This window comes from Bacillus sp. OK048, from assembly GCF_900103525.1.
Classification (GTDB): Bacteria; Bacillota; Bacilli; order Bacillales; family Cytobacillaceae; genus Neobacillus.
On sequence record NZ_FNHN01000002.1, the window covers coordinates 394154 to 420850 of the forward strand.

Genomic DNA, 26697 nt, shown 5'->3' on the forward strand with positions numbered 1-26697 from the left:
GTTTTCGTTTGTACAAAAAACAATAAAGTTTAACAAAAGAGCCTTCATAAAAAACACTCCGGTTAGACAACCGAAGTGAATAAAGTTAAATGGATTCTTTTTTTGTTAGCTCTATAGATGCCGGAATCACTTGATTGAGCGGCTGATTATTGACGAGGGCAACGTCAAAGACTTCACTTAAATGCGTAACAGGAACAATCCGAATTCCTTTTATTTCATTTAAAATCGATTGCACGTTTTCTTCTGGGATGATTACCGTCGTTGCCCCAGCTTTCCTAGCTGCCTTTACCTTTGGATAAACACCGCCGATCGGTTTCACATTTCCATGAATACTTATTTCTCCGGTCATCGCAACTTTGTTATCAATCGGAATTTTGTAGATGGCAGAATAAATTCCGGTTGCCATCGCAATCCCTGCTGAAGGACCATCAATCGGAACCCCGCCTGGGAAATTGACATGAATATCGAAATCATTAGCTGGAACGCCCATCGACCTTAAAACAGTAATAACATTTTCAATCGAACCACGTGCCATACTTTTCCTGCGGATTGACTTACCTTGACCGCCAATGCTTTCTTCCTCGACGATTCCCGTTATGTTAATGGATCCTTTATCTATCGCAGGAATAACGGTTACCTCGATTTCAAGCAGTGCACCTGAATTTGGTCCGTAAACTGCAAGTCCATTCACAAGACCGACACGGGAATCGTCATTGATTTTTCTTTCCATTCTTGGAGATAGTTGACTAGAATGGGCAACCCATTCTAAATCTTCGTCTTTAATAAAATTTCGCTCTTCCGTGATGGCTAGCCCGCCAGCTATCTGAATCATATTAACGGCTTCACGCCCATTTCTTGCATATGTAGATAAAATCTCTAATCCAGCTTCACTGATGGCAAGTTCTACTTTTTCAGCAGCCTTTTGTCCAACTTGGATAATTTCTTCTTGAGATAAATCTCGAAAGAAAACTTCCATACAACGTGAACGAATCGCAGGTGGAATTTCACTTGGAGTCCTTGTGGTTGCACCAATTAAGCGAAAATCAGCAGGAAGCCCATTTTTAAAAATATCATGGATATGGGTTGGGATTTGATTATTTTCTTCATGATAATAGGCACTTTCAAGAAATACCTTACGATCCTCAAGAACCTTTAAAAGTTTGTTCATTTGAATCGGGTGCAACTCACCAATTTCATCAATAAATAGGACACCGCCATGTGCGTTCGTAACTGCACCTTGCTTTGGCTGTGGTATTCCAGCCTGGCCCATTGCTCCCGCTCCTTGATAAATTGGATCATGTACGGACCCAATTAAAGGGTCGGCAATCCCTCGTTCGTCAAATCGAGCGGTGGTCGCATCCAATTCAATAAATACAGAAGTTTGTTTAAAGGGTGATTTTTGATTTTTTTTCGCTTCTTCTAAAACCAATCTTGCTGCCGCTGTTTTTCCAACACCCGGTGGTCCATAAATAATAACATGCTGTGGATTTGGACCGCATAATGCCGCTTTCAATGACTTAATTCCATCTTCTTGTCCAACAATATCTTGAAAGCTTGTAGGGCGTACTTTTTCTGCTAATGGTTCTGTTAATGAGATGGATCTCATCTTCCGAAGCTGTTCCATTTCCTTTCGGGATTCCCGATCAATGGAAACCTTCTGTGTCCGCTGGTTCCTAAGCAAATTCCAAAAATACAGCCCGATAATAATTCCAAAAAACAGCTGTATAAATAAAGCAATCCCCGTCCAACTCATATTTTTCCCTCCTGCTACAAAGTAAACTTGGGTAGATATGTATAAGTATTTCCTGCATACAGAGGGAATAAACCACAATTTGTAAGAAACTGTTTTAGAGGGGATGTATAAAAGATAGAAAAGAGGACCCAGTGATTTGACTGAGTCCTCTGACATTCAATTTATTAAGCTGATTTCTCTTCTGCTACAACGGTTCCGTCTGCTAACACAAGCTTCGGAATACTATTGTCGATGACCGTTTCTTTTGTAATGATACACTTTTGAATATCATTACGAGATGGAAGGTCAAACATCACATCCAGCATGATTCCTTCAATAATCGAACGTAGTCCGCGGGCACCTGTTTTACGTTCAATCGCTTTTTTCGCGATTTCAATAAGTGCACCTTCTTCGAATTCTAGTTCTACTTCATCGATTTCAAGCATTTTTTGATATTGCTTAACTAAAGCATTTTTTGGCTTCGTTAAGATTTCAATTAATGCTGCTTCATCTAACTGCTCAAGACTTGCAATAACAGGTAGACGGCCAATGAATTCAGGAATTAATCCGAAGCGAAGTAAGTCCTCAGGTAATACTTTGGAAAGAAGCTCTTTTTGTGTAATTTCCTGTTGCTTAATATCCGAACCAAAACCAATCACTTTTTGACCTAAACGGCGCTTAATAATTGGTTCGATTCCATCAAAAGCACCGCCACAAATAAATAAAATATTGGTGGTATCGATTTGAATGAATTCTTGGTGTGGATGCTTACGCCCACCTTGAGGAGGAACGCTTGCAACCGTACCTTCTAGAATTTTTAATAATGCTTGTTGCACACCTTCCCCAGATACATCTCTGGTGATTGAAGGATTTTCAGATTTACGAGCAATTTTATCAATTTCATCAATATAAATAATACCCTTTTCAGCTTTTTCCACATCGTAATCAGCTGATTGAATCAATTTTAAAAGGATATTCTCTACGTCTTCACCAACATAACCAGCTTCAGTGAGAGATGTTGCATCAGCAATGGCAAACGGAACATTTAAAATTCGCGCTAATGTCTGAGCTAATAACGTTTTACCACTTCCAGTTGGTCCAATCATAGCGATGTTACTCTTAGAGAGCTCTACGTCATCAATCTTACTGTTAGAATTGATACGCTTGTAATGATTGTAAACTGCGACTGATAGTGACTTTTTAGCTTGGTCCTGACCAATGACATACTCATCAAGAATTTCACAAATTTCTTTCGGCTTCGGAACGTCTTTAAATTCTACTTCCTCATCTGTTCCTAGTTCTTCTTCAACGATTTCTGTGCAAAGCTCGATACACTCATCACATATATAAACACCTGGTCCAGCAACCAATTTACGTACTTGGTCTTGTGTCTTTCCACAGAAGGAACACTTTAATTGACCTTTTTCATCATTAAATTTAAACAATTCTATCACCCCTTAAAAACGTGTTATAACCATATTTAAAGTTACGTAACACAAACAAAAATCCGGTCCTTTTTTCGAAACTATTCAACGGTATGTATTGCATTGTACCACATGGACCCAATGGACAGGAAATAAAAAGCTTTCTTCAACTATGTTTTTTAGGGAAGCGCATTTTTGCTTGGTTACCCTTTAAATCATACCTATGTACCCATTAAGCATAACCATTTTTCATGCAATTCAATCTTTCATGGAGCTGGTTTTACTTACTTCGTGATGCTATTCTGTTTTTCCTGCTTGTTACTTTATCCTGCTTGTTAAAAAGGTTTCCCTGTCCTTATTATAATATGTAATTGAAAAAATGTATAAAAACAGGCACGATTAAATCGTGCCATGTTTTGACAAAACTTATTATTTTTTGTTTTCGATTAAGAATTCTACTGCTTTTTGCTTTTGTAGATCGCTTTTGATTCCTTCAAGACCGCCAAGTGCTTGCTTGATATTATCAACTGTCATGTTATACATACCAGCCATTTTTTCAAGTTCAGCATTTACGTCTTCGTCAGTAGCTTCAATGTTTTCAGCTTTTGCAATTGCTTCAAGCGTTAAAGCAGCACGTACGCGGTTTACTGCTTCTTCTTTCATTTGTCCACGTAGCGCATCCTCATCTTGACCGGAGAATTGGAAGTACAACTCTAGGTTCATACCTTGCATTTGTAGACGTTGTTCGAATTCTTGAAGCATACGGTTTACTTCGCTGTCAACCATAACATCTGGAATTTCAACTTCAGCATTAGCAGTAGCCTTTTCTACTACTGAATCACGTAGGTGGTGCTCAGCTTCATGCTTTTTGCTATCTTCTAAACGAGTTCTGATTTTCTCTTTTAACGCATCCAATGTTTCAACTTCATCATCAACATCTTTTGCAAATTCGTCATCTAATTCAGGAAGTTCTTTTCCTTTAATTTCATGAATAGTAACTTTGAATACCGCTGGTTTACCAGCAAGGTCAGCAGCATGGTACTCTTCAGGGAATGATACTTCAACATCTTTCGATTCACCTGTAGCAAGGCCTACTAATTGCTCTTCAAATCCTGGGATGAAAGAGTTAGAGCCTAATTCAAGTGAATGATTTTCAGCTGTTCCGCCTTCGAAAGCTTCGCCATCAACGAATCCTTCAAAATCGATTACAACGGTATCACCAAGTACAGCAGTACCTTCTTCTTTCACAACAAGCTCTGCTTGACGGTTTTGAAGAGTTTCTAGTTCTTTCGCAACATCTTCATCTGTTACGTTTGTATCGAACTCTTCTACTTCTAAACCTTTGTATTCGCCTAGTGTTACTTCAGGCTTAACTTGTACAGTAGCTTTGAAGATTAGTTCTTTGCCTTTTTCCATTTGCTCGATATCGATATCAGGACGGTCGATTGGCTCGATGCCTGTTTCATCAATCGCATTGCCATACGCTTCTGGAAGAAGAATATCTAATGCATCTTGATAAAGAGATTCTACACCAAAACGCTTTTCAAACATTGGACGAGGCATTTTTCCTTTACGGAAGCCCGGTACATTTACTGTTTTAACAACTTTATTAAAAGCCGCAGTTAAGCCTTCGCTTACTTTATCTGCACTTACTTCAACTGTAAGGACACCGCGGTTTCCTTCTAATTTTTCCCATTTTACTGTCATAACTTTTCCCTCCAACAATCTATTATCATTTCATTCGTAACGAATTTGGTAGACGTATACCTTTTTCATCAAAGGCATTATCCGCTTTTTTATGTAAAATATATTTTTTACACAATGCAACCCTTATATTATAACACAGAATTTTTTTCTTTCAACAAAGTTACCTATACATTGGGATAAGAAATTTCTTCTAATTCTCTAAGCGTAGCGAGCGCCTGCTCTGTTTTTTTAGGTGAAATCTCGTATTCATCTGAAATATCACTTATATCGGAATCGACACCTAAGTACTCTAGAACGAGGAAATGAAATGCCCCTGCCCAAGCCGACACATCTTGTGGATCAAGTTCGAATGGATAACTGATATAGAATATCCTTTCGAGCATTCCTTTCATATTTTCAAATAGTACTGGGTCACTACTTTCCAGTCTTTTTTCTAGCAAGTTCTCTATTTGCTTCATTTTTGGCTGTGATTGAATGTCAGGCAGTTCTGTTGGAATGACGGTCAATTTCATATCAAACTTTTCAAGAATTATTTCCTTGTCATATTCCTGTTCTTTTAAAAGGCTTAAGAGCATTGTTTTTAAAAAAGGATGCCCGGATTCTGCTTGGAGAAATTCTTTGATTTCATCCATATGAGGGCGAATATTTTTTTCTGCTAAACTGGAAATGACGAACATTTGCTCATTTAGGTTAGATAGCGAAAGTAGATTGAGATCCTCTATTTTTCTATTTTCCTGTGACTGTTCACTAGGGTCCTGCTGCTGACCATCATGATCTGCCATCCGCCTGCTAAATTGTAGGATGGTGAGAAAATGATCATGGCGATCAGGGGGAATTTCCTTTTCGTCAAAGAGTGCTTCGATTGTAGTAACAATTTCATGGTATTCGTGGAGCTGGATTAAAATGGTCAAATAAAGATCGACCATATGAAAATAGTCCCCAATTCCTTTTAGCAGCATATCGTTCGCCCTATTTTTCGCTTTGTGATAGGCTCCCGATTCAAAATAAGCGAGAACGAGACCAATTAAGATATCACTATTTTCCGGATCATGTTCCCTTGCCTCTTCAAGCAAGGTGATCGCTTCCTGATACCTTTTATTTTGCAGGCTCTCAAGTCCTCTATCCGTTAATCTCTTTTCGAGTCCGGGAAGGAATATTAGATTATCTTTCCGTTTCGCTCGTTCCCGTTTTTTCATATGTAAACCGTCCTCTACTATCCAGTATGGAAATTAGTTTAGCATGAATTTGAATAAAAACAAAAAAACTCACCTTGTTGTTCGTGGGGTTTGTGCATATTTAAAAGTCATTGTGCCCGAAAATCTGTTGTCGTTGGGTTTGTGGGCACATTCAAGGGGTATTGTTACCGTATTTCTGCCGGGACCGATTTACGGGCACTATTCGCCTCTGATTATTACCGTAATTCCGCCAAACCCGATTTATGGGCACTATTCGCCTCTGATTGTTACCGTAATTCCGCCGAACCCGATTTATGGGCACTATTCGCCTCTGATTGTTACCGTAATCTCGCCGAACCCGATTTATGGGCACTATCACTCCTAGAAATCACAGTTAATGTAAGATGTTTTCTTTTTACTAGAAAAACAAAAAAACTCACCTTCTGTGAAGGTGAGTAATATATTTTGGTATGTAGTTAAATGGCGTCCCAGGAGAGATTCGAACTCCCGACCGTACGCTTAGAAGGCGTATGCTCTATCCGGCTGAGCTACTGGGACGTAATAAGTTTTTCAAAGACAAGATTTATTATATAAAGGATTTAACTAAAAGTCAACACCATTTGGAGAAGTTTTTAAAAATAGGGAAGAAAAAGATCTTCCCTCAGTTTTTTGGCCATGCAAATTCATTAGCTAACTCTTTTAGTTCATGTCCGCTGATGTCATACACCGACATTGTAATCTTATCTTCTAATAAGTCTAAGATTACATAGGTTTTTTCGATACGCCCGCGGGGCAAACGAATGCTGCCGGGGTTCAAGAAGAGGATTCCGCCAATGACTTCCGCTCCCAACACGTGAGAATGTCCGAAACAAACGATATTTGCCCCCACTTCCGCTGCCTTATAATTTAAATTCAATAATGTTGTTTTTACTGAATACTTGTGACCATGGGTAATAAAGAACTTCTTTCCAGCGACCGTCGTTGTCGTCTCTAATGGATAATTGTCAAAATCGCAATTTCCCCTCACAGTCAAATAACCATTTATCACTTTTTCGTCAGGCATTATTTCCGAATCGCCACAATGAATCATTAAATCAACGTCGTTCAAATGCCTTTCCCTTATAACCTCTAGTTCTTCCGTTAAACCATGACTATCACTCACAACAAGAACTTTACTCATGATTATTCCACTCTCTCTGCAATTGAGTCTAAGATGATCTCAAGTTTTTTCAAAGCATTTGCTCGATGACTGATTTTATTCTTTTCATCTGAAGATAGTTCTGCCATTGCGCGGTCTTTTTCAGGGACAAAAAAGACCGGATCATAACCAAATCCATTCGTTCCCCTTTGTTCATCAAGAATCCGTCCTTCACAGGTTCCTGCTACAGTAATGGTCTCTTTACCCGGAATCGCAACGGCAAGCGCACAATAAAAGCGGGCAGTACGTTTCTCCTCAGAGACATCCTTTAATTCTTCCAACACCTTTTCAAGATTCTTTTGATCATCTTTAGGCTCGCCAGCATACCTTGCTGAGTAAATTCCAGGTCTGCCTTCTAAGGCGTCCACGATTAGTCCAGAATCATCACCAATCACCATTTTATTCAATCGCTGCGATATGGCTTCTGCTTTCAAAGTTGCATTTTCCTCAAATGTTTTACCAGTTTCCTCCACATCTGCAATCTCTGGAAAATCAAGCAGCGTCCGGACAGTTATCCCTCTAGGAGCAAAAATATGTTCAAATTCTTTAGCCTTACCCGGATTTTTTGTCGCAATAATTACTTCCTTCATACCCTCTGGCCCCTTATTTCTTTTTTCTTGCTTCTATTTTTGCTATGATTTCTTCCCCTAAAGCTGTTTTTTGATGTTCAAATAGTTCCATCAGCCCTTCTTGTGCTGCACCTAAAAGATCTTGAAGCTGTTGGTAAGAGAAAGTAGATTCCTCGCCTGTCCCCTGCAATTCTACAAATTCACCATTGCCCGTCATGACAATATTCATATCAACAAGTGCTTTTGAATCTTCTGTATAATTTAAATCAAGAACAGTTTCATTATTTTTTAAAATTCCAACACTGGTAGCAGCCAAGTAATCTGTAATCGGGAACTTAAAACCCTTTTTATCGCCAAGACGGTGGAGGGCAATCGCCATCGCTACAAATGCACCAGTAATAGAGGCAGTTCTAGTACCGCCATCCGCTTGAATGACATCACAATCAATCCAAACCGTTCTTTCCCCGAGTGCAGAAAGATCGACAGTGGCTCTAAGTGCACGGCCAATTAACCGCTGAATTTCCATCGTTCTTCCAGTAACCTTCCCTTTTGAAGATTCACGAATATTTCTTGTTTCAGTTGCCCGCGGGAGCATCGAATATTCAGCAGTAATCCAGCCCTTGCCTTCCCCTCGCATAAAAGGGGGCACTCTCTCCTCGATACTTGCTGAACAAATCACCTTTGTATTTCCCACTGAAATAAGGACTGATCCTTCAGGGTGCATTAAATAACCAGTTTCAATATGTATCGGTCTTAATTGCAGTCGTTCTCTTCCATCAACACGCACAGCTATTCCTCCTTTGGCGAAAAAAATCTCGCCTACGATAAAAAATCAAATAAAGAAGAGGAAGCCGAAAAAGGCACCCTCTTGCGATTGTCACTATATAGTATATCAAAAATAATTTTTTAGAAACTACCTGTATTGACTTTTTCTGGACGAGTTACTGGTTCAGATAGTTTTTTCCCCTGATCGTTTACCAACTCTGCCTTGCCATCAACTGTTACGGCAACACTTTTAATGCCTTTTTGTTCAGTCAAGGAAAGTACTAGCGCATTTAGTAAACGCTCGGATACAGTTTTTTCTTCAAAGCTTCCATAAATAAATTCATTAAAGTTCAACGTTACTTTTCCATCCTCGATTTTCGGGATATCTAGAAGCTTTACGCCTGGCATAAACTCTGAAGCAAGATTAGACTTTGAACTTGGCCCTTTTACCAATTCATTTACTACCGCAACAATATCATTTTTTTCACTGCTCTTTACCCGCTTTGTAACTGGTACATAATAATACGCGCCTTGTTCACCACCCATATAATAAACGGTAACTGGTTTCGTGTTCGTAATATCAGTAACCCCTGCAGTATCAATGTTAATACCTGTCGCTCTTGATAAATTCTCGCTGATTGGTGTGCCTTTTACAGGCATCTCCGTTAATGCATGACCATTCATTTGCAGTTTAACTTTCTCCACTGTATCAAATTGTGTGAGCGTCCAGGTGATTGATTCAAGGATTTTTCTTTCATCTTCAGGCTGGTAGTTTTTAAACTCCTTCGAGAAGTCAACTACAGCTAAACCATCTTTAATGTCAACGGAAATCTTTGTGTCTTCTGGCAAGACCGCTCTAAAATCATTTGGCAGCATGTCGGTTACTGGACCATTTGCAACTAAGTATTCCAATGCTTGTGTCGCAACAGAGGTCTTATCCGGGAGATTTAATGTTTGTGGTACAACTAATCCATCTTTGTTTATTAAGTATAATTCGGTTTTTGTTCCTTCGACTACTTCACTTTTACCGGTGGTTTCCTTAGTCGGGTTTGCTTTCGTCTCTGTAACCTGCTTTGGCGGATCTACTTTTTTCTGCACTTCTTTACCGAATAAACCACACCCCGATAATAGAAGTGTTGAAGCAAAAACAGCTGTAACTAGGGGTTTTACTTTATTTTTTGACATATTTTTTCCCTCCTAAGACAGTTTGTACTATCATGTATACGAGCCTATGAAACGAATTAGACCGCCTTCGGAAAGAAAATAGAACAATTAGTAATTTTTATTTTTAAAATAGCCCCCTATAATATAGGGAGCTACAACTTTATTTTTTTCACATCATTAATAGGGACTCCAAGCCACTGGGTAGCAATTTTCGAAAAAATATACCGCGAGCCTGTGGTGTAGAATTCGTGTGCAGGGTCATCCTCATCATTTTCAAGGATACCGTTATATTGAAGAATAGCACTGATTTCCCTCGCTGTTTCATCTCCAGAGCTGATCACATTTACACCATCACCGATAACTTTTTGAATGAGCGGTTCAAGCAAAGGATAATGGGTGCAACCGAGGATAAGTGTATCTAGATTTTGATTTTGCAAAGGCTTTAACGCTTCCATGACAATTCTTTCAGCAATTTCCCCATCGTACTCTCCGCTCTCAACAAGCGGAACAAACTTCGGGCATGCTTGTCCTGTTACAAACAATCGACTGTTTAGCGCTTTTAAAGCTTTTTCGTAAGCGCCGCTTTTAATGGTTCCTTCTGTACCAATAATCCCCACCCGATAGTTTTTTGTCCGTTTGATAGCGGTACGTGCTCCCGGATAGATTACCCCCAACACCGGAATGCTCAGCTCTTGTCTGATTTCATCCAAGACAGCTGCTGTTGCGGTATTACAAGCAATAACTAGCATTTTTATGTTTTTTTCCAACAAGAACGTAGTTAGTTCCCAGGTGAAACGTTTAACTTCCTTTAAAGGTCTTGGACCATAAGGACATCGGGCCGTATCACCCAAGTAAATGATTTTTTCATTTGGTAGCTGGCGAATGATTTCCTTCGCAACCGTTAATCCACCAACTCCAGAATCAATGACACCAATTGGTTGTTTCAAATTTCTCGCCTCTTTTTAAGGCTCTTTTCTTAAACTTTATTGCTTTTTGAGATTAAAAGCGCTTTTTACGCTATGATTTGTTCCAAAATAGCCTTCTATTGTAAGAAATGAGCCAGCAATCTTAATTTCAAGCACAAAAAATAGTTTGTTCCGCGTTAAAATCGGCTTTAGGATTTTAACAACAATTTTACGAAAACAGCACTTATTAACGCATATCTTGATGCAGTTTAGTCAAATTATTTTGAAGTTGTTGAATTTCTTCCAATGAGAAGTTGGTCAAAACTTCCTCTAAGTATGCCTGACGCTTCTTAATAACTTCGTCTATTATTCTTTCGCCTTCTTCTAGTAAATGAATTCTGACTACTCGGCGATCTTTAGGGTCTCTCACCCTGACAACCAGTTGATTTTTTTCCATACGATCAACCAGATCGGTTGTCGTACTGAAAGCCAGATACATTTTCGTCGACAACTCGCCAATTGTCATATCCCCATCTTCAAATAGCCACTGCAAAGCGACAAATTGCGGCGGGGTTATTTTATATTGAGACAGCATTTCTCTGCCCTTTTGCTTAATAATTCCTGAAATATAACGTAAATCTTTTTCTATTCTCGCGACAATTTCCTCGTTGACCTTTGGTGAATTTTCGACAGTCATTTCTAGTACACTCCTAAATGAGTTTTCCTTTGCGTTGGCAAATTCTTTACCCGTACCATATTCTTGTCCTTATTTTCTACTTTTTTCGATAAAATTACAAGTTGAAACCCACCAAAGGGAAAAATAACCGTAAGAAAAATATGAACCGGCCTCCCGTAGGATGCCGGTCATGATTAAAGTTCTAGCTCTCCCATACGAAGGAGCTCTACAACTGCTTGTGAACGCCCTTTAACACCAAGCTTTTGCATCGCATTGGAAATATGATTTCGAACCGTCTTCTCGCTTATAAATAATTCACCAGCGATTTCCTTAGTAGTTTTATCCTGTACTAAGAGTTCGAATACTTCTCTTTCACGTTTGGTGAGTAACGGCTTGTGAGTATATTCATTCTCCTTCAAGTATTGTGACCCTCCTTGCCTTCGCCAGTTATGAACCGTTGGTGGGTATATATTTAGTCACGATATCATATGTGAATGACACTACTGGAGTGACTAGATTTACAATAAGGGAGAATTATTTATTTAAAAAATTAAAAGCCCTTCGCAAAAGGACTTTAGATTGGTTTTGCATAGATGATATAGCGTTCCGGGGCGTCTCCAACAAAACGGAATGGGTAACAGGTGATGACGATTAATTCTTCCTTTGTATTTTGCAGGGTGATGATGGATCGATCATTTTTGTCGACAATCTTGGTTTCGGTAAGTTCATACTTAAATTTACCGTTTGCCATTTGTATTTCAAAGATATCCCCTGTCTTTAATTCACCTAAACGTCTAAAAACAGTATCTCGGTGGCCAGATAAAACGATTTGCCCATTCTCACCAGAAAAGTAAGAGCCCTTGTAATGACCGACTCCCTTTTTTAAATCATTCGGTTCAGTACCCTCAACTATCGCTAATTCAGCTTTAATCTTCGGTATCGTCAATAATCCTACTGTGTCACCAAATTTGGGAGGCTCAATTTTTTCAGCTTTCTTAGGTGTTTCCTCATCAAGATTAGCTTCTGCCCGAGATTCAGCCTGGGCAACAATCTTTTTTGCCTCTTTCAGTGAGGTGTCACCTTGTAATTTGGTCTCCACGATTTGCCAAAGACCAACCCCCAAAACAATTAGCCCGGCCAATATTATTAGAAGTGGAATTTTTGCTTTCACATGAATACCTGCCTTTTCAAAAAACTTATTTTTAAAAAAGAATGGCTACCTCATTTGAGATCGCCATTCCAATAAATCTATCAATACTAAAGATTTCATATCCTGATATTTTACTTACTACTTAACTTCGCTCCCACGGCGGCGGCGTTGGAACCATAATGCCACTCCGCCTAAAGCAGCGATCGTTGCCCCAATAAGTCCCAGATTTGCAGCATTGGTTGCTGTATTAGGTAACTTGTGTCCTTCTTTGCTCTTGTCTACTTGAGAGATTGGTGTTGCTTGAACATTGTTCACTGTTGGTACCGGTGTTGGAACTGGTGTTGGATCTGGTGTCGGAACTGGTGTTGGATCTGGTGTCGGAACTGGTGTTGGATTAGCGGTATAGCTTAAACCAAAACCATAGGCATAAGCATCACCTTTAGCATTCACATATTCAAAATCTGCAATTTCTTCAGGCGCAAAACTTGGAACATCCCCTACTTCTCTATTTACTACATCCTTACTAGCTGGGATAGCAAATGGAAGTTTTCCAACAGGATTGAATTTTCCAGTAATAACATCAAATACCGCCTCTTGTTGTGTACCAAAAGTAGCGATTAATGCATCAGTATTTGGTTCTAACTCGTTAATTAACCATTGGTTAGTAAAGTTTACAGCAGTAATTGTTGGAACTGCTTTTTGGATAGCAATGATTCGATTTAATTCAAGGATACCGGTTGTATGATCTACATCAAGTCGTGGGTCATTATCCCAGTTAGATTGAGTTGGCTTAACATACAAGTATGCATGTGTTGCTTCACTAACATTGTCTACTAGTGTGATGTTAGGGAAATTTTCTTTAAGCGTTTTCTTTATGTCCGCATTAAATGCAGCAGTTTGTTTTGCTGATTCTTCATTAATAGTTTTTTGAGGATTTGGATTATTTCTTCCTGGAGCAACCCCAATAAATCCTTCAACATATAGTTTAACATTTTTTAACTTTTCAGCAGTTAAAGGTAATAATTTTTGGCCAGCAGATACTTCATCATTACGCATTAGAACAACTGATTTTTGATGTGCTGCATATGCTTTTGCTCTGTGTTCATCATCATTTGCAAGAGCAATAGCTTCTGTAGGGTTTACGTATGGATCTTCAAACAGACCTAATGTCATCATTTCTGATAGGGTATAAGTAATGGATTCGTTAACTTTTGATACATCTACTAAACCACTGTTAACTGCCTCAATTACTAGCTGTGGTGTTGCACCACCTGAAATAATATTGGTTCCTGCATTTAATGCTTTGGCAACTTTTTTTACATCTGGAATTTTATTTCCATCTTTATCAACTAGGTAACCCCATGCACTACCGGAAACTGCAGCTGAGTCAGAGTTAACATATCCTTTAAAATCAAGACCGCCCTCAGCCTTTGGAGCACGTAAGAAAGCTAAGATTCCTTCATTTAACGTCATGCCCACTTCTTCAAATTGTTCAGTTCCACTATATGGTGGCAAACCTTGAGGAGCACTATCATTACTTGGGAATGCATAGTAAGGCATTACGGATGCTACACCAGCTTCAATTGCTCTTTCGAAAGGAGGAAGATGATACTTTTCCATGCTTCCTGCGGTAGGATAAATGTTAAAGCTACCGTTTGCAAAGTGAGGATCTTGTCCATCATCACGAGCTCCGCCGCCAGGGAAGTGTTTAACTGTGATGGCTACACTGTCTGCCCCTAGTTTCGCAGTTTGGAATCCCTTGACTAATTCATAATTCATGTCTCCAACTACTTTTGGATCTTCGCCGAATGTTTCCTCAATTCTTGCCCAAAGTGGATCTGTTGCGACGTCAGCCATATATCCATAAACCTTACGAATACCTGCAGCTCTCCATTCTTGGCGGGCAATATCTGCAAATTCTCCAACAGCTTTTGCATCTCGTGCCGCTGCTAAACCTAAAGTTCCTGGCCAGAAAGTATGCTGGTCTGCAACATTAGTGATATTTGTGTAATCAGTAGATTGTGAGTTTCTTGGATTCGAAGTAATTACAACCGGAATACCTAATTCAAGACCCTCTGCTAATTGTTGCATTTGGTTATTATAGTTGGCAATATCACCTAAGTTTTGAGATAGACGGTAAATCACGTGACGTAATTTATCCACTTTAACAATTTTAGCGTTGGCATCATTTACAAATACCCCATCTGCTGGATCAGCTTCAGGAGTATGAGTATTGATGTACATCATTCCTGCTTTTTGCGAAAGATCCATCTTACTTATCAAATCTGCTACACGTTCAGAAGTTGGCTTTCTCCAGTCTTCGTAAACGTCTAAGCTTTTATTGCCATTGGCATCTCTAAAATATTTGCCGTCAATTTCAAGAATTCTATCTTGTGTTGCTACTTCAATTTCTGGTTGACCTTCAGCTTTTTTCACTTTATATGTAGTGATTGCTCCTCTACCAGTATATGGCGTAGCTTCCCCTTCTTCACCTGTATATCCTTGGTCATCTGCAAAACTTACCTGCGGTCCCATAATCGGAGCTGCTAAAGATAAAGTAAGTACACTTGCCAGAAGTCTTTTTCTTAGTTTTGACGATTTTCTAATTTGTTTAGATACTGATGCCATTTTTCTTCTTCCCCCGTTAACATTAAAATTTTTGCCTTGCTTTCCATTCAATACTTGAAGTAAACCAAAACAGCTACAGAATTCCTTAAAACTTTGAAATGACCAAAGAATGTAAAAAATTTATAATGCCCACCATCACCTCCTAAAAGCTTAGGTATTAATAATTTCAAGTGAACCTAGCAATTCATAAACTAGTAAACTGGTTCTAACTGGGATAGAACACGCTTTCAGAATACGCTTACATAAAGAAGGAGATCTAAAAATTTCAAAAGTGAATGATAATGCAAGAGTCCAGATTAATTAGGTTACTAAACTAATTAATTATATTATGAATCCTATTAATTTTTTGTCAATGTGATTTTTTTATATCTTCTAAATTTTCTTATTATAAATTACTTGATGGATCAAAACTTTTAATGTTAATAAAAAAAAGCCCCATGTTTTGGGACTTTAGATTGGTTTTGCATAGATGATATAGCGTTCCGGGGCGTCTCCAACAAAACGGAATGGGTAACAGGTGATGACGATTAATTCTTCCTTTGTATTTTGCAGGGTGATGATGGACCGATCATTTTTGTCGACAATCTTGGTTTCGGTAAGTTCATACTTAAATTTACCGTTAGCCATGTCTACTTCAAAAATATCTCCAGGCTTCAATTCACCTAAGCGCCTAAAAACAGTATCTCGGTGTCCAGATAAAACAATCTGACCATTTTCACTCGGAAAGTAAGAGCCTTTGTAATGCCCGACTCCTTTTTTCAAATCATTCGGGTCTGTACCCTCAACAATTGCTAATTCAGCTTTAATCTTCGGTATCGACAATAATCCTACTGTGTCACCAAAATCGGGAGGTTCAATTTTTTCAGATTTCTTAGGTGTTTCCTCGTCAAGTTCAGTATTTGCCCGAGATTCGGCCTGTGCAACAATTTCTTTTGCCTCTTTCAGCGAAGTATCAGTTAGAAATTTGGTCTCCACGATTTGCCAAACTCCGATTCCAATTACAACTAATCCTGCCAGTATGATGAATAACGGAAGCTTTTTCACTCACATGTACCATCCTTTTTCTAACATTTATTACTACTAGTATATCAAATCGGCCTGTAAAAGTACTAGCTGTAAAGAAAAACCTTCTCTTCATACTAGAAAAGAAGGTTTTAAGAATCTACCCTTTATGCATGGTCACTCCAGACACCCTGCATTGACCGAGATGCCTGTTTATTTTGGGTTTCGGTCACTCCAGACGCCCTGCATTGACCGAGATGCCTGTTTATTTTGGGTTTCGGTCACTCCAGACACCCTGCATTGACCGAGATGCCTGTTTATTTTGGGTTTCGGTCAATGCAGACACCCTGCATTGACCGAGATGCTACGTTATGCGTGGTCACTTCCGAAGAAGCTTCTAAATGCTTGGAATGTAGTATCACGGTTTAACGCGGCAATTGATGTAGTCAAAGGAATCCCTTTCGGACATGATTGGACACAGTTCTGTGAGTTCCCACAGTTAGCAAGACCACCATCACCCATAATGGCTTCTAATCGCTCTGCCTTGTTCATCTCACCAGTTGGGTGAGCGTTGAAAAGACGGACTTGAGAAAGTGGCTGTGGTCCAATAAAGCTTGAGTTGCTGTTTACATTTGGACAAGCCTCAAGGCAAACACCGCAAGTCATACATTTTGAAAGCTCATATGCCCATTGACGCTTTTTCTCTGGCATACGTGGCCCTGGTCCAAGGTCATAAGTTCCATCGATTGGAATCCATGCTTTTACCTTCTTCAAAGCGTCAAACATTCTGCTACGGTCGACCTGAAGGTCACGGACAACAGGGAATGTTTTCATTGGCTCTAAACGGATCGGCTGCTCCAGCTGATCAACGAGCGCCGAGCAAGATTGGCGCGGCTTACCGTTAATGACCATTGAACAAGCTCCGCAAACTTCTTCAAGACAGTTACTATCCCACGTAATTGGCGTAGTAGCTTCTCCTTTTGTGTTTACAGGGTTTCTACGAATTTCCATTAATGCGGAAATTACGTTCATATTGGGACGATACGCCAGTTCAAACTCCTCTACATATGGAGCAGAATCCGGGCTATCTTGACGTGAGACAATAAATTTTACTGTTTTATTTTCAGACATGCTATTCTACTCCCCCTTGCTTTTTGAGTAATCACGTTTACGTGGCTGAATCAAAGAAACGTCTATTTCTTCGTAATGGAATGCCGGCGCAGAAGAGCTATCAACAAATTTCGCCATTGTTGTTTTTAAGAAATCTTCATCATTACGGTCAGGGAATTCAGGCTTGTAATGAGCACCACGGCTTTCATTCCGGTTATAGGCACCAATCGTAATAACACGAGCTAATTGCAGCATGTTCTCTAATTGGCGGGTGAATACAGCTCCCTGATTGCTCCACTTCGAAGTATCATTGATATTGATATTTTTATAGCGCTCTAAAAGTTCTTGGATTTTTTCATCTGTCTTCAATAGCTTGTCATTAAAACGAACCACGGTAACATTATCCGTCATCCACTCACCTAGCTCTTTATGAAGAACATAAGCATTTTCTGTACCGTTCAATGTCATGATAGAATTCCACTTGTCTTCCTGTTCTTTAACATGACGATCGAATACAGTTGAAGAAACAGCGTCAGAACTCTTTTCAAGTCCTTTGATATATTTAACAGCATTTGGGCCAACAACCATTCCACCGTAAATCGCAGAAAGTAATGAGTTAGCACCTAAGCGGTTCGCACCATGCTGTGAAAAATCACATTCTCCAGCAGCAAAGAGTCCTGGAATGTTTGTCATTTGATCATAATCAACCCATAGTCCACCCATTGAATAATGAACAGCTGGGAAGATTTTCATCGGAAGTTTACGAGGATCATCTCCGGTGAACTTCTCATAGATTTCGATAATTCCACCAAGTTTAACATCCAATTCATGTGGATCCTTGTGAGAAAGATCAAGGTAAACCATGTTTTCGCCGTTAACGCCTAGCTTTTGATTGACACACACGTCGAAGATTTCACGTGTAGCAATATCACGCGGCACTAGGTTTCCATATGCCGGATATTTCTCCTCAAGGAAGTACCAAGGTTTTCCGTCCTTATACGTCCAAACCCGGCCGCCTTCTCCACGAGCTGATTCACTCATTAAGCGAAGTTTATCATCTCCAGGAATTGCCGTTGGGTGAATCTGAATCATTTCACCATTTGCATAATATGCACCTTGTTGATAAACAATCGACGCAGCAGAACCTGTATTGATAACAGAATTTGTTGTTTTTCCAAAGATAATTCCAGGACCACCAGTTGCCAAGATTACGGCATCCCCAGCGAAGGATTTAATTTCCATAGACGTTAAGTTCTGGGCTACGATTCCGCGGCAAACGCCATCGTCATCGACAACTGAACCTAAGAACTCCCAGCCTTCATACTTTGTAACCAATCCAGCTACTTCATGACGGCGAACCTGCTCGTCCAACGCATATAACAATTGTTGACCAGTGGTTGCACCAGCAAATGCTGTACGGTGATGCTGTGTACCACCAAAGCGGCGGAAATCTAATAGTCCTTCTGGAGTACGGTTGAACATTACTCCCATCCGGTCCATTAGGTGGATGATACCAGGTGCTGCTTCACACATCGCCTTAACTGGCGGCTGGTTAGCAAGGAAGTCACCGCCATAAACAGTATCATCAAAGTGAATCCACGGAGAATCTCCTTCTCCTTTTGTATTTACAGCTCCATTAATACCGCCTTGGGCACAAACAGAGTGGGAACGTTTAACTGGAACAAGTGAAAATAATTCTACAGGTGTTCCTGCTTCCGCAACTTTGATCGTTGCCATTAAGCCTGCTAAGCCGCCGCCAACGATGATCACCTTACCCTTACTCATTGTGACTCACTCCCTTAATCCAAAAATCCGATATTTTTCAATACTGTGTATGAAGTTAATTTTTAAACAAAAGCTAAAAGTGTTCGAATGGCTACGAATGAAAGAACCACGAAAACGCCAATTGTAAAATATGTAGAAATTACTTGTGAACGTGGAGAAACTGTTATACCCCAGCTAACCAAGAATGACCACAAGCCGTTTGCAAAGTGGAAGATTGTTGAAATCACACCAATTACATAGAAGATAAACATAAATGGTGAAGATAGAATATTGGCCATCATATCAAAATCAACATCTGTACCGAATGCCGCTGCTACACGTGTTTGCCATACATGCCATGTAATAAAGATTAACGTAATGACACCTGATACACGTTGTAGTAAGAACATCCAGTTCCTGAAAAACCCATACTTCCCGGCATTGTTTTTTGCGGTAAAAGCAATATAAAGGCCATAGATTGCATGAAACAAAATTGGTAAATAAATAACTACTGTTTCTAGGACAATTCTAAAAGGAAGGTTCCCCATAAAATCTGCAGCTTTGTTAAAGGACCCCGCTCCCCCTGTAGCAAAATGGTTGACTACTAGATGTTGCACAAGGAATAAACCAATTGGAATTACTCCTAGTAAAGAATGCAATCTTCGATTAAAAAACTCTCGATTCCCCGCCATAATTAACCCCCCTTGAATTTTCAACATGATGGTAAGCCTTTTTTTCTAGCATTCTTAATTTACATAATTTTATAAAACTTAGCATCACTGTGACAATTATGTGACATGTCCATTTTACTCCCAACAGCATGGAGCGTCAAGAAAACGGATACACAAAAACTTGATAAAATTAAAATTTTTAAAATATATTGATATTATAATAAATTATAAGATTATTTACATGAAAATGGAATTATTTAGTATTAAACCCAGTAGAAATACATTTGTTTTTTAGATTATAATGATAGACCACAATCCCTTTTGGGGACCATAGTTATGATAAAATGGATACTATTGTATTGCAAAATAACAATCCTTTATTACTCTAAAGCTTTACACTCATTTCCATAAAAAGTGTTCTAACTTAAAGCATTATTTGTATATAATAGAATGGTAGAAAGAGGGGAAGCTTATGAAAGACAGTACGGCTATTGACTATAATTTACAATCGGATGAGCCAAGAAATATCTCATTATTTGGTTATGAATTAATTAGAGAATTTGTTTTACCAGAAATTTTAGGGAAAGATACACCTGAGATCCTTTACTGGGCAGGAAAAAGATTAGCGCGTAAGCATCCATTAAATACACTTGATGAAATGATCGATTTTTTCGCTAAAGCCTCTTGGGGGCAGCTCGTAATAAAAAAAGAAAGCAAAGATGATATTGAATTTGAACTTGTTAGCCCGCTGATTGTTTCACGTGTCAAATCAAAAGCAGAACACTACTTCCAAATCGAAGCTGGATTCCTGGCCCAACAAATCGAACTCCAAAAACAAGTCATCGCCGAAACCTTCGAACACCCAGTAAAAAAAGCAAACAAAGTCGTATTCACCGTCAAATGGGATCGAAAAGACACACTGTAGCATGTCAAAAAAGCTTTCATCTTTTCGATGAAAGCTTTTTCTCATTATTAGGAAAGTCCAAACGCTTGGTGTAGGACTTCTACTGCTTTAAGCATATCTTTTTCTTCTACCACTACTGATACTTTGATTTCTGATGTGCTGACCATTTTAATTTGGACTTCATTGGCTGCTAGCACTTCAAACATTTTCGCTGCAACCCCAGGATTCGAAATCATCCCTGAACCAACGATGGATACTTTGGCTAGTTTATTTTCTGCATCAAGCTGTTCATAGTTAAGGACACCCTTGTTATTTTCAAGGACATTTAAGGTTTCCATTAGGTCATCCGTTTTAATCGAGAAGGCAAGATTGGCCGTTTCTGCATCCGTTGTACTTTGAACAATAATATCAACGTTTAAATGGTTCTCTGCAAGTGTTGTAAAAATGGTTGATAAACTCGTTAAAGAATTGGCAAGGCCTAATACACTCACCTTTGTAATTTCATCTTCAAATGCTACTCCACGAACAACAAGGTTTTGTTCCATTGATGCTTCCTCCTCAATTACGGTTCCTTCTTCTTTTTCTATACTAGAACGGACCACCAGCCGCACTTGATAGTTTTTCGCAAATTCTACTGCTCGTGGATGCAAAACACCTGCACCCAAATTTGCTAGCTCAAGCATTTCATCATAAGATACTGACTTTAATTTACGAGCGCTCTTTATATATCTCGGATCGGTTGTGAAAACCCCTGTCACATCCGTATAGATATCGCATTTATCTGCTTTAAGAGCGGCCGCAAGTGCTACTGCCGTCGTATCAGAGCCACCGCGTCCGAGTGTTGTAATCTCTCCATTTTCGGTAATCCCTTGGAAACCAGCTACAATCACTACTTTGCCTGCAGCCAACTGATTCTTAACAGCTTCTGGATTAATCGTGGTGATACGAGCGTTCCCATGGACAGGCTCTGTCATAATTCCAGCCTGCCAGCCGGTTAAAGATATTGCCGGTAGATTCTGCTCATTTAAAGCCATTGACAATAAAGCAATTGTTACCTGCTCTCCTGTGCTTAACAGCATATCCATATCGCGTTTATTTGGCTGCCCAGAAATCTCTTTCGCTAAATCCACTAGATGATCCGTTGATTTCCCCATCGCTGAGACAACCACCACCACCTGATTTCCTTGATCACTTTCAGCTTTAATCCGCTGTGCTACGTTTAAAATTTTTTCTACACTCCCTACTGAAGTGCCTCCAAACTTTTGAACAATTAAACCCATCTTCTCCCCTGCTTTCAGTTATAGGTTCAGCTAGTTATCATTATCTTTCGCAAAAATATAAAAAGCAATGAGAGGGCATCTCATTGCTTTACATACACAAAAAAATTCTTGCGTTTACAATGTAAGATAGCTCTCCAAGACAATCGTCTTGACAATCCGGTATTTATTCAATACTCAGACCAGTAAAAAAAGAAATGAGACTTTCTTTACTTCGGCGAACATCCCCTTTCATGATTCTTCTCTGAAGCTCATCCTTCTCAGAATCATTACTATTGAAGCTCGCACCTCTACCTTCACTTCAGTATTAAAAAGTGATAGTATTATGAATTTCCACTCATTATAGCATAGTCATTTTTTTCCGACAAGTCTGATTTCGTAAAGAATTATCACTCTGATTGGAGTTTTTTTATTAATTCCTCTGCTACTGGAGCTGGAATTCCGATTGCTTTAAACTCATCCAATGTGGCTTCTTTCATTTTCCTAACAGAGCCAAATTCTTTGAGCAATTGCTTTTTCCGCTTCTCACCAACACCTGGGATGTCATCCAGCAAAGACTGAAAGGCGCTTTTTCCCCGGGTTTGTCGGTGAAAGGTGATTGCAAACCGGTGAACCTCATCTTGGATTCTTTGTAATAAGTAAAACTCTTGACTGTTTCTTCCTAGTGGAACAATTTCTAGCGGATTTCCAAAGAGCAGCTGTGAGGTTCTGTGCTTTTCATCCTTCACCATTCCAGCTAATGGAATATCTAAGCCTAACTCGTTTTCCAGCACATCTCTGACAGCCTCAACATGCCCTTTTCCTCCATCGATAAGAATTAAATCCGGGAGCGGCAGTTCTTCCTTCAATGCCCTCGAGTACCTTCTTCTTGTTACTTCACGCATCGATTCATAATCGTCCGGACCGGTAACAGATTTAATCTTATATTTTCGGTATTCACGCTTGTTCGGCTTTCCATCAATAAATACCACCATGGCAGATACAGGATCTGTCCCTTGAATATTCGAATTATCAAACGACTCAATTCGATGCGGGGTATAAATCCCCATTTTTTCTCCAAGATTCTCGACAGCTTTAATTGTTCTTACTTCGTCTTTTTCAATGAGTGAAAACTTCTCTGTCAATGCCAATTTTGCATTCTTAATCGCCATTTTAACAAGGTCCTTCTTCTGACCACGCTGTGGCTTAAGGGTTTTTACTTGCAGAAGCTGTTCTGCCATACTTAAGTCTATTTCATCCTGAATAAGGATTTCTTTTGGTTTAATATGATTGGACTTTTCATAAAATCGACCTAGAAAAGTGAGTATTTCTTCTTCGGGCTCATTGTAAATTGGGAACATTGAAACGTCACGCTCTATTAGTTTTCCTTGGCGTACGAAGAAAACTTGAACACACATCCAACCCTTATCGACTGCATATCCAAATACATCACGGTCTGTAAAATCAGTCATCGTGATTTTTTGTTTTTCCATAGTCGTTTCAATATGGATAATCTTATCGCGGAATTCTTTGGCCCGCTCAAAATCTAATTCTTCAGCAGCGCTTGTCATTTTTTCCGTTAGCTCTTTTTTTATTTCGTTATAGCCGCCATTGAGAAAGCGGGTTATCTCATCGGTCATTTGTTTATACTGCTCTTCATGTACGTCATTGACACATGGTGCCAGGCACTGACCTAAATGATAGTACAAGCAAACCCGGTCAGGCAGTGTTGAGCATTTTCGTAACGGGTAAATTCGATCAAGCAGTTTTTTTGTTTCATTTGCTGCCATGACATTTGGATAAGGACCAAAGTATTTCCCTTTATCTTTTTTTACTTTTCTAGTAATAATAAGTTTTGGATGTCTCTCCGCTGTCAATTTGATAAACGGATAGGTTTTATCATCCTTAAGCATTACGTTATATTTTGGGTCATATTTTTTAATTAAATTTAATTCAAGCAGCAGTGCTTCAATGTTGGATGAGGTGACGATATACTCAAAATCCTCAATTTCATTGACAAGACGAAATGTTTTTCCGTCATGCGATCCCGTGAAATATGACCGTACCCGATTTTTTAATACCTTTGCTTTCCCTACATATATGATCGTTCCCTGACGGTCTTTCATTAAGTAGCAGCCAGGCTGATCAGGCAGCAGTGTTAGTTTTTGTTTGATGTTTTCATTCATACCAGCTGCTCCTCCCCGTCTTTATCTATCATTAAATTTTAAAACAAACAAACGATAATGAAAAGCTGTTTCTTTTTCCAAAAATAAAAAACCTTAGCTAGAATTATCCTAGCTAAGGTTATCTATGCTTATACGTGCTTTTCTAACACACTTGCTAAAGCGTCTTTTGGTTGGAAGCCGACTACTTTGTCAACTACTTCGCCATTTTTGAATACAAGCAATGTAGGGATACTCATAACGCCGTATTTAGCAGCTGTTTCTTGGTTATCGTCTACATCCAATTTTACGATTTTAACTTTGTCGCTCATTTCTGAGTCAAGTTCCTCTAGAACAGGAGCGATCATTTTACAAGGTCCACACCATGGAGCCCAGAAATCTGCAAGTACAAGACCAGAGCCTGTTTCAGCAGAGAAATTTGCATCTGTTACGTTTGAAATAGCCATTTTATATTTGCCCTCCTAATGAAAACTGAATTACTAACGAAAGTATAGCATTGTTTAAATCATCATGCTAATAATCTGTCTCGCATGTAATTTCCCCTAAAATAATTGAAGTATTCTAAAGAAAAGCGGAAGCGCCCTGGTCAGCGGCGTATGGCCTCCTCGAAAAAGCTAACGCTTTTTCTTCGTGCGAAGTCTATGCTGCCGGAGCGTTCCTTGTGGAGCGCTCCAACTGAGATAAAGGAAACACGAAGAGCCGGAGGCGATTCGATGTTGACTTATCGTAGGGCGAAGAGCGAAGGACACTAGCCGCTAGGGTGCTGGAGCTGGACAGTAATCTAAGTTCAAAAAGTTAAGCGAGCAGTTTGTCACCGCTCGCCAAACCAATTTTAAGAGTGTACTTTAAGTTTTTTAAACTCTTCTGTTAAAAGTGGCACTACTTCAAATAGGTCGCCAACAATTCCGTAATCTGCAACTTTGAAAATATTTGCTTCTGGATCTTTGTTAATTGCAACGATTACTTTAGAGTTTGACATACCAGCTAAGTGTTGGATGGCTCCGGAAATACCGCAAGCAATATATAAGTCTGGAGTTACTACCTTACCTGTTTGACCGATTTGTAAAGAGTAGTCACAATAATCAGCGTCACAGGCGCCACGAGAAGCGCCTACCGCACCGCCTAATACTTTGGCTAGTTCTTTTAGTGGTTCAAAACCTGCTTCACTTTTAACACCGCGTCCTCCAGAAATAACAACCTTTGCCTCACTTAAATCTACACCTTCGCTTGCTTTTCGTACTACTTCTTTAATAATGGCGCGAAGGTCTTTGATTTCAACAGCGAGGGAAGCAACTTCACCGGTTCTGCTTTCGTCCTTCGTTAGCGGTGCGATATTATTTGGTCTAACTGTTGCAAAAACTAACCCGTCCGTCACGATTTTCTTTTCAAATGCTTTACCGGAATAAATCGGTCTTGTAAAGACGACATTTCCACCTGCAACCTCAATTGCTGTTGCATCAGAAATTAAACCAGATGCTAATTTTGCAGCAATTCTTGGTGAAAGGTCCTTCCCTAATGATGTATGGCCTAAAACTAGCCCTTCTGGTTTTTCTTGTTCAAGCACAGCAAGTAACGCTTGGGTAAAACCATCTGATGTATATTGACTTAACTTTTCATCTTCAACCACTACAACACGGTCAGCACCGTATTGAACTAATTCCAACGCTAAAGCGCTAACATTTTCACCAATTAAAACACCAACCACTTCTCCACCTTCTGCTACCGTTTTTCCAGCAGCAACCGCTTCGAAAGAAACATTACGTAAAGAACCGTCACGAGTTTCCCCTACTATCAATACTTTTCTAGTCATCCCTTTACCCTCCTGCAAATCATTTTTTGCTTAGCAGCATTCTGAACGTATACGTGCATTTACGATTAAACTACTTTTGCTTCTGTATGAAGCAGGTGTACAAGTTCTTTTACCTGATCATTTAAATCTCCAGATAACACTTTTCCTGCTTCCTTTTTAGCTGGCAAGTAAATTTCAATCGTTTTTGTTTTTGCTTCAACATCATCTTCTTCCAGATCTAGATCATCCAATTCTAGTTCTTCAAGCGGCTTTTTCTTTGCCTTCATAATTCCAGGTAAAGATGGATAACGCGGCTCATTCAAACCTTGCTGCGCAGTGACCAATAACGGCAGGCTCGTCTCAATTATTTCAGAATCACCTTCAACATCACGAGTAACGGTTACAGAGGTTCCATTAATTTCAAGCTTTGTAATCGTCGTAACATAAGGAATGTTTAGCAATTCAGCTACACGCGGACCTACCTGTCCAGAACCGCCATCAATGGCAACATTACCACCCAAAATGAGATCTGCTTCTTTATCCTTTAAATACTCTGCAATGATTTTTGCTGTAGTGAACTGATCGCCGTTCTCCACATCGTCTTCAGTATTAATTAATACTGCTTTGTCTGCGCCCATCGCAAGTGCTGTCCGTAATTGCTTTTCAGCTTCTTCTGTTCCAACTGAAATAACTGTTACTTCACCGCCATTGGCCTCGCGGACTTGAATTGCTTCTTCAACAGCATATTCATCATAAGGATTGATAATAAACTCTGCACCATCCTCATTGATCTTTCCGCCAGAAATGGTAATTTTTTCTTCCGTATCAAACGTTCTTTTTAATAGTACATAAATGTTCATGGTTTCCCTCCTATAATCCAACAATTTTTTCTGTTCAAAAGATTAAGAAAATTTATAACAAAAAA

23 protein-coding genes, 1 tRNA gene and 1 riboswitch are annotated in these 26697 nt (G+C 39.4%); of the genes, 1 reads left to right on the plus strand and 23 read right to left on the minus strand.

The features are described from left to right. Window positions 1–85 precede the first annotated feature (85 nt). From lonB to BLR86_RS05470, 18 genes are all read right to left on the minus strand, one after another. Window positions 86–1753, minus strand: coding sequence for an ATP-dependent protease LonB (gene lonB / locus BLR86_RS05385; RefSeq protein ID WP_090759056.1), 1668 nt, complete (start codon window positions 1751–1753; stop codon window positions 86–88). A gap of 164 nt (window positions 1754–1917) precedes the next feature. Next, on the minus strand, window positions 1918–3177 hold the full coding sequence (clpX, locus tag BLR86_RS05390; RefSeq protein ID WP_090759058.1) for an ATP-dependent protease ATP-binding subunit ClpX: 1260 nt from the start codon (window positions 3175–3177) through the stop codon (window positions 1918–1920). Between the two features lie 408 nt (window positions 3178–3585). Next, window positions 3586–4863: a trigger factor gene (gene tig / locus BLR86_RS05395; RefSeq protein WP_090759060.1), complete on the minus strand. Its 1278-nt coding sequence runs from the start codon at window positions 4861–4863 to the stop codon at window positions 3586–3588. A gap of 164 nt (window positions 4864–5027) precedes the next feature. Further along, window positions 5028–6059 carry a tetratricopeptide repeat protein gene (locus tag BLR86_RS05400; RefSeq protein WP_090759062.1) on the minus strand — a complete coding sequence of 344 codons (1032 nt, stop codon included), beginning with the start codon at window positions 6057–6059 and terminating at the stop codon, window positions 5028–5030. Window positions 6060–6519: 460 nt separating this feature from the next. Next, window positions 6520–6596: transfer RNA gene (locus BLR86_RS05405), tRNA-Arg, on the minus strand. A 103-nt stretch (window positions 6597–6699) separates the two neighbouring features. Continuing rightward, window positions 6700–7218 (minus strand): metallophosphoesterase family protein, encoded by a 519-nt coding sequence (locus BLR86_RS05410; RefSeq protein WP_090759064.1) that lies wholly within the window; start codon window positions 7216–7218, stop codon window positions 6700–6702. 2 nt (window positions 7219–7220) lie between these two features. Then, window positions 7221–7826 carry an XTP/dITP diphosphatase gene (locus BLR86_RS05415; protein WP_090759066.1) on the minus strand — a complete coding sequence of 202 codons (606 nt, stop codon included), beginning with the start codon at window positions 7824–7826 and terminating at the stop codon, window positions 7221–7223. Window positions 7827–7839: 13 nt separating this feature from the next. Beyond that, window positions 7840–8592 carry a ribonuclease PH gene (gene rph, locus BLR86_RS05420; protein ID WP_090759068.1) on the minus strand — a complete coding sequence of 251 codons (753 nt, stop codon included), beginning with the start codon at window positions 8590–8592 and terminating at the stop codon, window positions 7840–7842. A 119-nt stretch (window positions 8593–8711) separates the two neighbouring features. Beyond that, on the minus strand, window positions 8712–9755 hold the full coding sequence (locus BLR86_RS05425; protein ID WP_090759070.1) for a GerMN domain-containing protein: 1044 nt from the start codon (window positions 9753–9755) through the stop codon (window positions 8712–8714). Between the two features lie 131 nt (window positions 9756–9886). Next, entirely contained in the window at window positions 9887–10681 is a 795-nt protein-coding gene (racE, locus tag BLR86_RS05430) for a glutamate racemase (protein WP_090759072.1), read from the minus strand. Window positions 10682–10886: 205 nt separating this feature from the next. Next, window positions 10887–11336 (minus strand): MarR family winged helix-turn-helix transcriptional regulator, encoded by a 450-nt coding sequence (locus BLR86_RS05435; RefSeq protein WP_090759074.1) that lies wholly within the window; start codon window positions 11334–11336, stop codon window positions 10887–10889. Window positions 11337–11509: 173 nt separating this feature from the next. Beyond that, window positions 11510–11734, minus strand: a complete 225-nt coding sequence (gene gerE, locus BLR86_RS05440) for a spore germination transcription factor GerE (RefSeq protein WP_009796032.1) — start codon at window positions 11732–11734, stop codon at window positions 11510–11512. A gap of 155 nt (window positions 11735–11889) precedes the next feature. Beyond that, a complete protein-coding gene (locus BLR86_RS05445; RefSeq protein ID WP_090759076.1) occupies window positions 11890–12486 on the minus strand; it encodes a class D sortase in 597 nt (198 codons plus the stop codon). Window positions 12487–12603: 117 nt separating this feature from the next. Next, window positions 12604–15093, minus strand: a complete 2490-nt coding sequence (locus BLR86_RS05450; protein ID WP_090759078.1) for a glycoside hydrolase family 3 N-terminal domain-containing protein — start codon at window positions 15091–15093, stop codon at window positions 12604–12606. Window positions 15094–15543: 450 nt separating this feature from the next. Beyond that, window positions 15544–16137, minus strand: a complete 594-nt coding sequence (locus BLR86_RS05455; RefSeq protein WP_090759080.1) for a class D sortase — start codon at window positions 16135–16137, stop codon at window positions 15544–15546. Window positions 16138–16464: 327 nt separating this feature from the next. Beyond that, complete coding sequence (gene sdhB, locus BLR86_RS05460; RefSeq protein WP_090759083.1) at window positions 16465–17226, minus strand: succinate dehydrogenase iron-sulfur subunit; 762 nt, start codon at window positions 17224–17226, stop codon at window positions 16465–16467. 6 nt (window positions 17227–17232) lie between these two features. Beyond that, the gene (gene sdhA, locus BLR86_RS05465; protein ID WP_090759084.1) at window positions 17233–18990 is read right to left on the minus strand and encodes a succinate dehydrogenase flavoprotein subunit; all 1758 of its coding nucleotides are present in this window, start codon (window positions 18988–18990) and stop codon (window positions 17233–17235) included. Window positions 18991–19052: 62 nt separating this feature from the next. Beyond that, window positions 19053–19661, minus strand: a complete 609-nt coding sequence (locus BLR86_RS05470; protein WP_090759086.1) for a succinate dehydrogenase cytochrome b558 subunit — start codon at window positions 19659–19661, stop codon at window positions 19053–19055. 451 nt (window positions 19662–20112) lie between these two features. Between BLR86_RS05470 and BLR86_RS05475 the strand changes: the two genes are divergently transcribed. Next, on the plus strand, window positions 20113–20565 hold the full coding sequence (locus BLR86_RS05475) for a YslB family protein (RefSeq protein WP_090759088.1): 453 nt from the start codon (window positions 20113–20115) through the stop codon (window positions 20563–20565). A 47-nt stretch (window positions 20566–20612) separates the two neighbouring features. Here the strand turns inward: BLR86_RS05475 and BLR86_RS05480 are convergent, their stop codons facing one another. The 5 genes from BLR86_RS05480 to BLR86_RS05500 form a co-directional block, all read right to left on the minus strand. Then, window positions 20613–21824, minus strand: a complete 1212-nt coding sequence (locus BLR86_RS05480) for an aspartate kinase (RefSeq protein WP_090759090.1) — start codon at window positions 21822–21824, stop codon at window positions 20613–20615. Between the two features lie 119 nt (window positions 21825–21943). Next, a riboswitch (Lysine riboswitch) is annotated at window positions 21944–22122 on the minus strand. Window positions 22123–22210: 88 nt separating this feature from the next. Next, window positions 22211–23986, minus strand: a complete 1776-nt coding sequence (gene uvrC, locus BLR86_RS05485) for an excinuclease ABC subunit UvrC (RefSeq protein ID WP_090759092.1) — start codon at window positions 23984–23986, stop codon at window positions 22211–22213. A 128-nt stretch (window positions 23987–24114) separates the two neighbouring features. Further along, window positions 24115–24429 carry a thioredoxin gene (gene trxA / locus BLR86_RS05490; RefSeq protein ID WP_090759094.1) on the minus strand — a complete coding sequence of 105 codons (315 nt, stop codon included), beginning with the start codon at window positions 24427–24429 and terminating at the stop codon, window positions 24115–24117. Window positions 24430–24815: 386 nt separating this feature from the next. Then, window positions 24816–25793: an electron transfer flavoprotein subunit alpha/FixB family protein gene (locus BLR86_RS05495; RefSeq protein ID WP_090759096.1), complete on the minus strand. Its 978-nt coding sequence runs from the start codon at window positions 25791–25793 to the stop codon at window positions 24816–24818. A 65-nt stretch (window positions 25794–25858) separates the two neighbouring features. Continuing rightward, complete coding sequence (locus BLR86_RS05500) at window positions 25859–26632, minus strand: electron transfer flavoprotein subunit beta/FixA family protein (protein WP_090759098.1); 774 nt, start codon at window positions 26630–26632, stop codon at window positions 25859–25861. Between the last annotated feature and the right edge of the window lie 65 nt (window positions 26633–26697).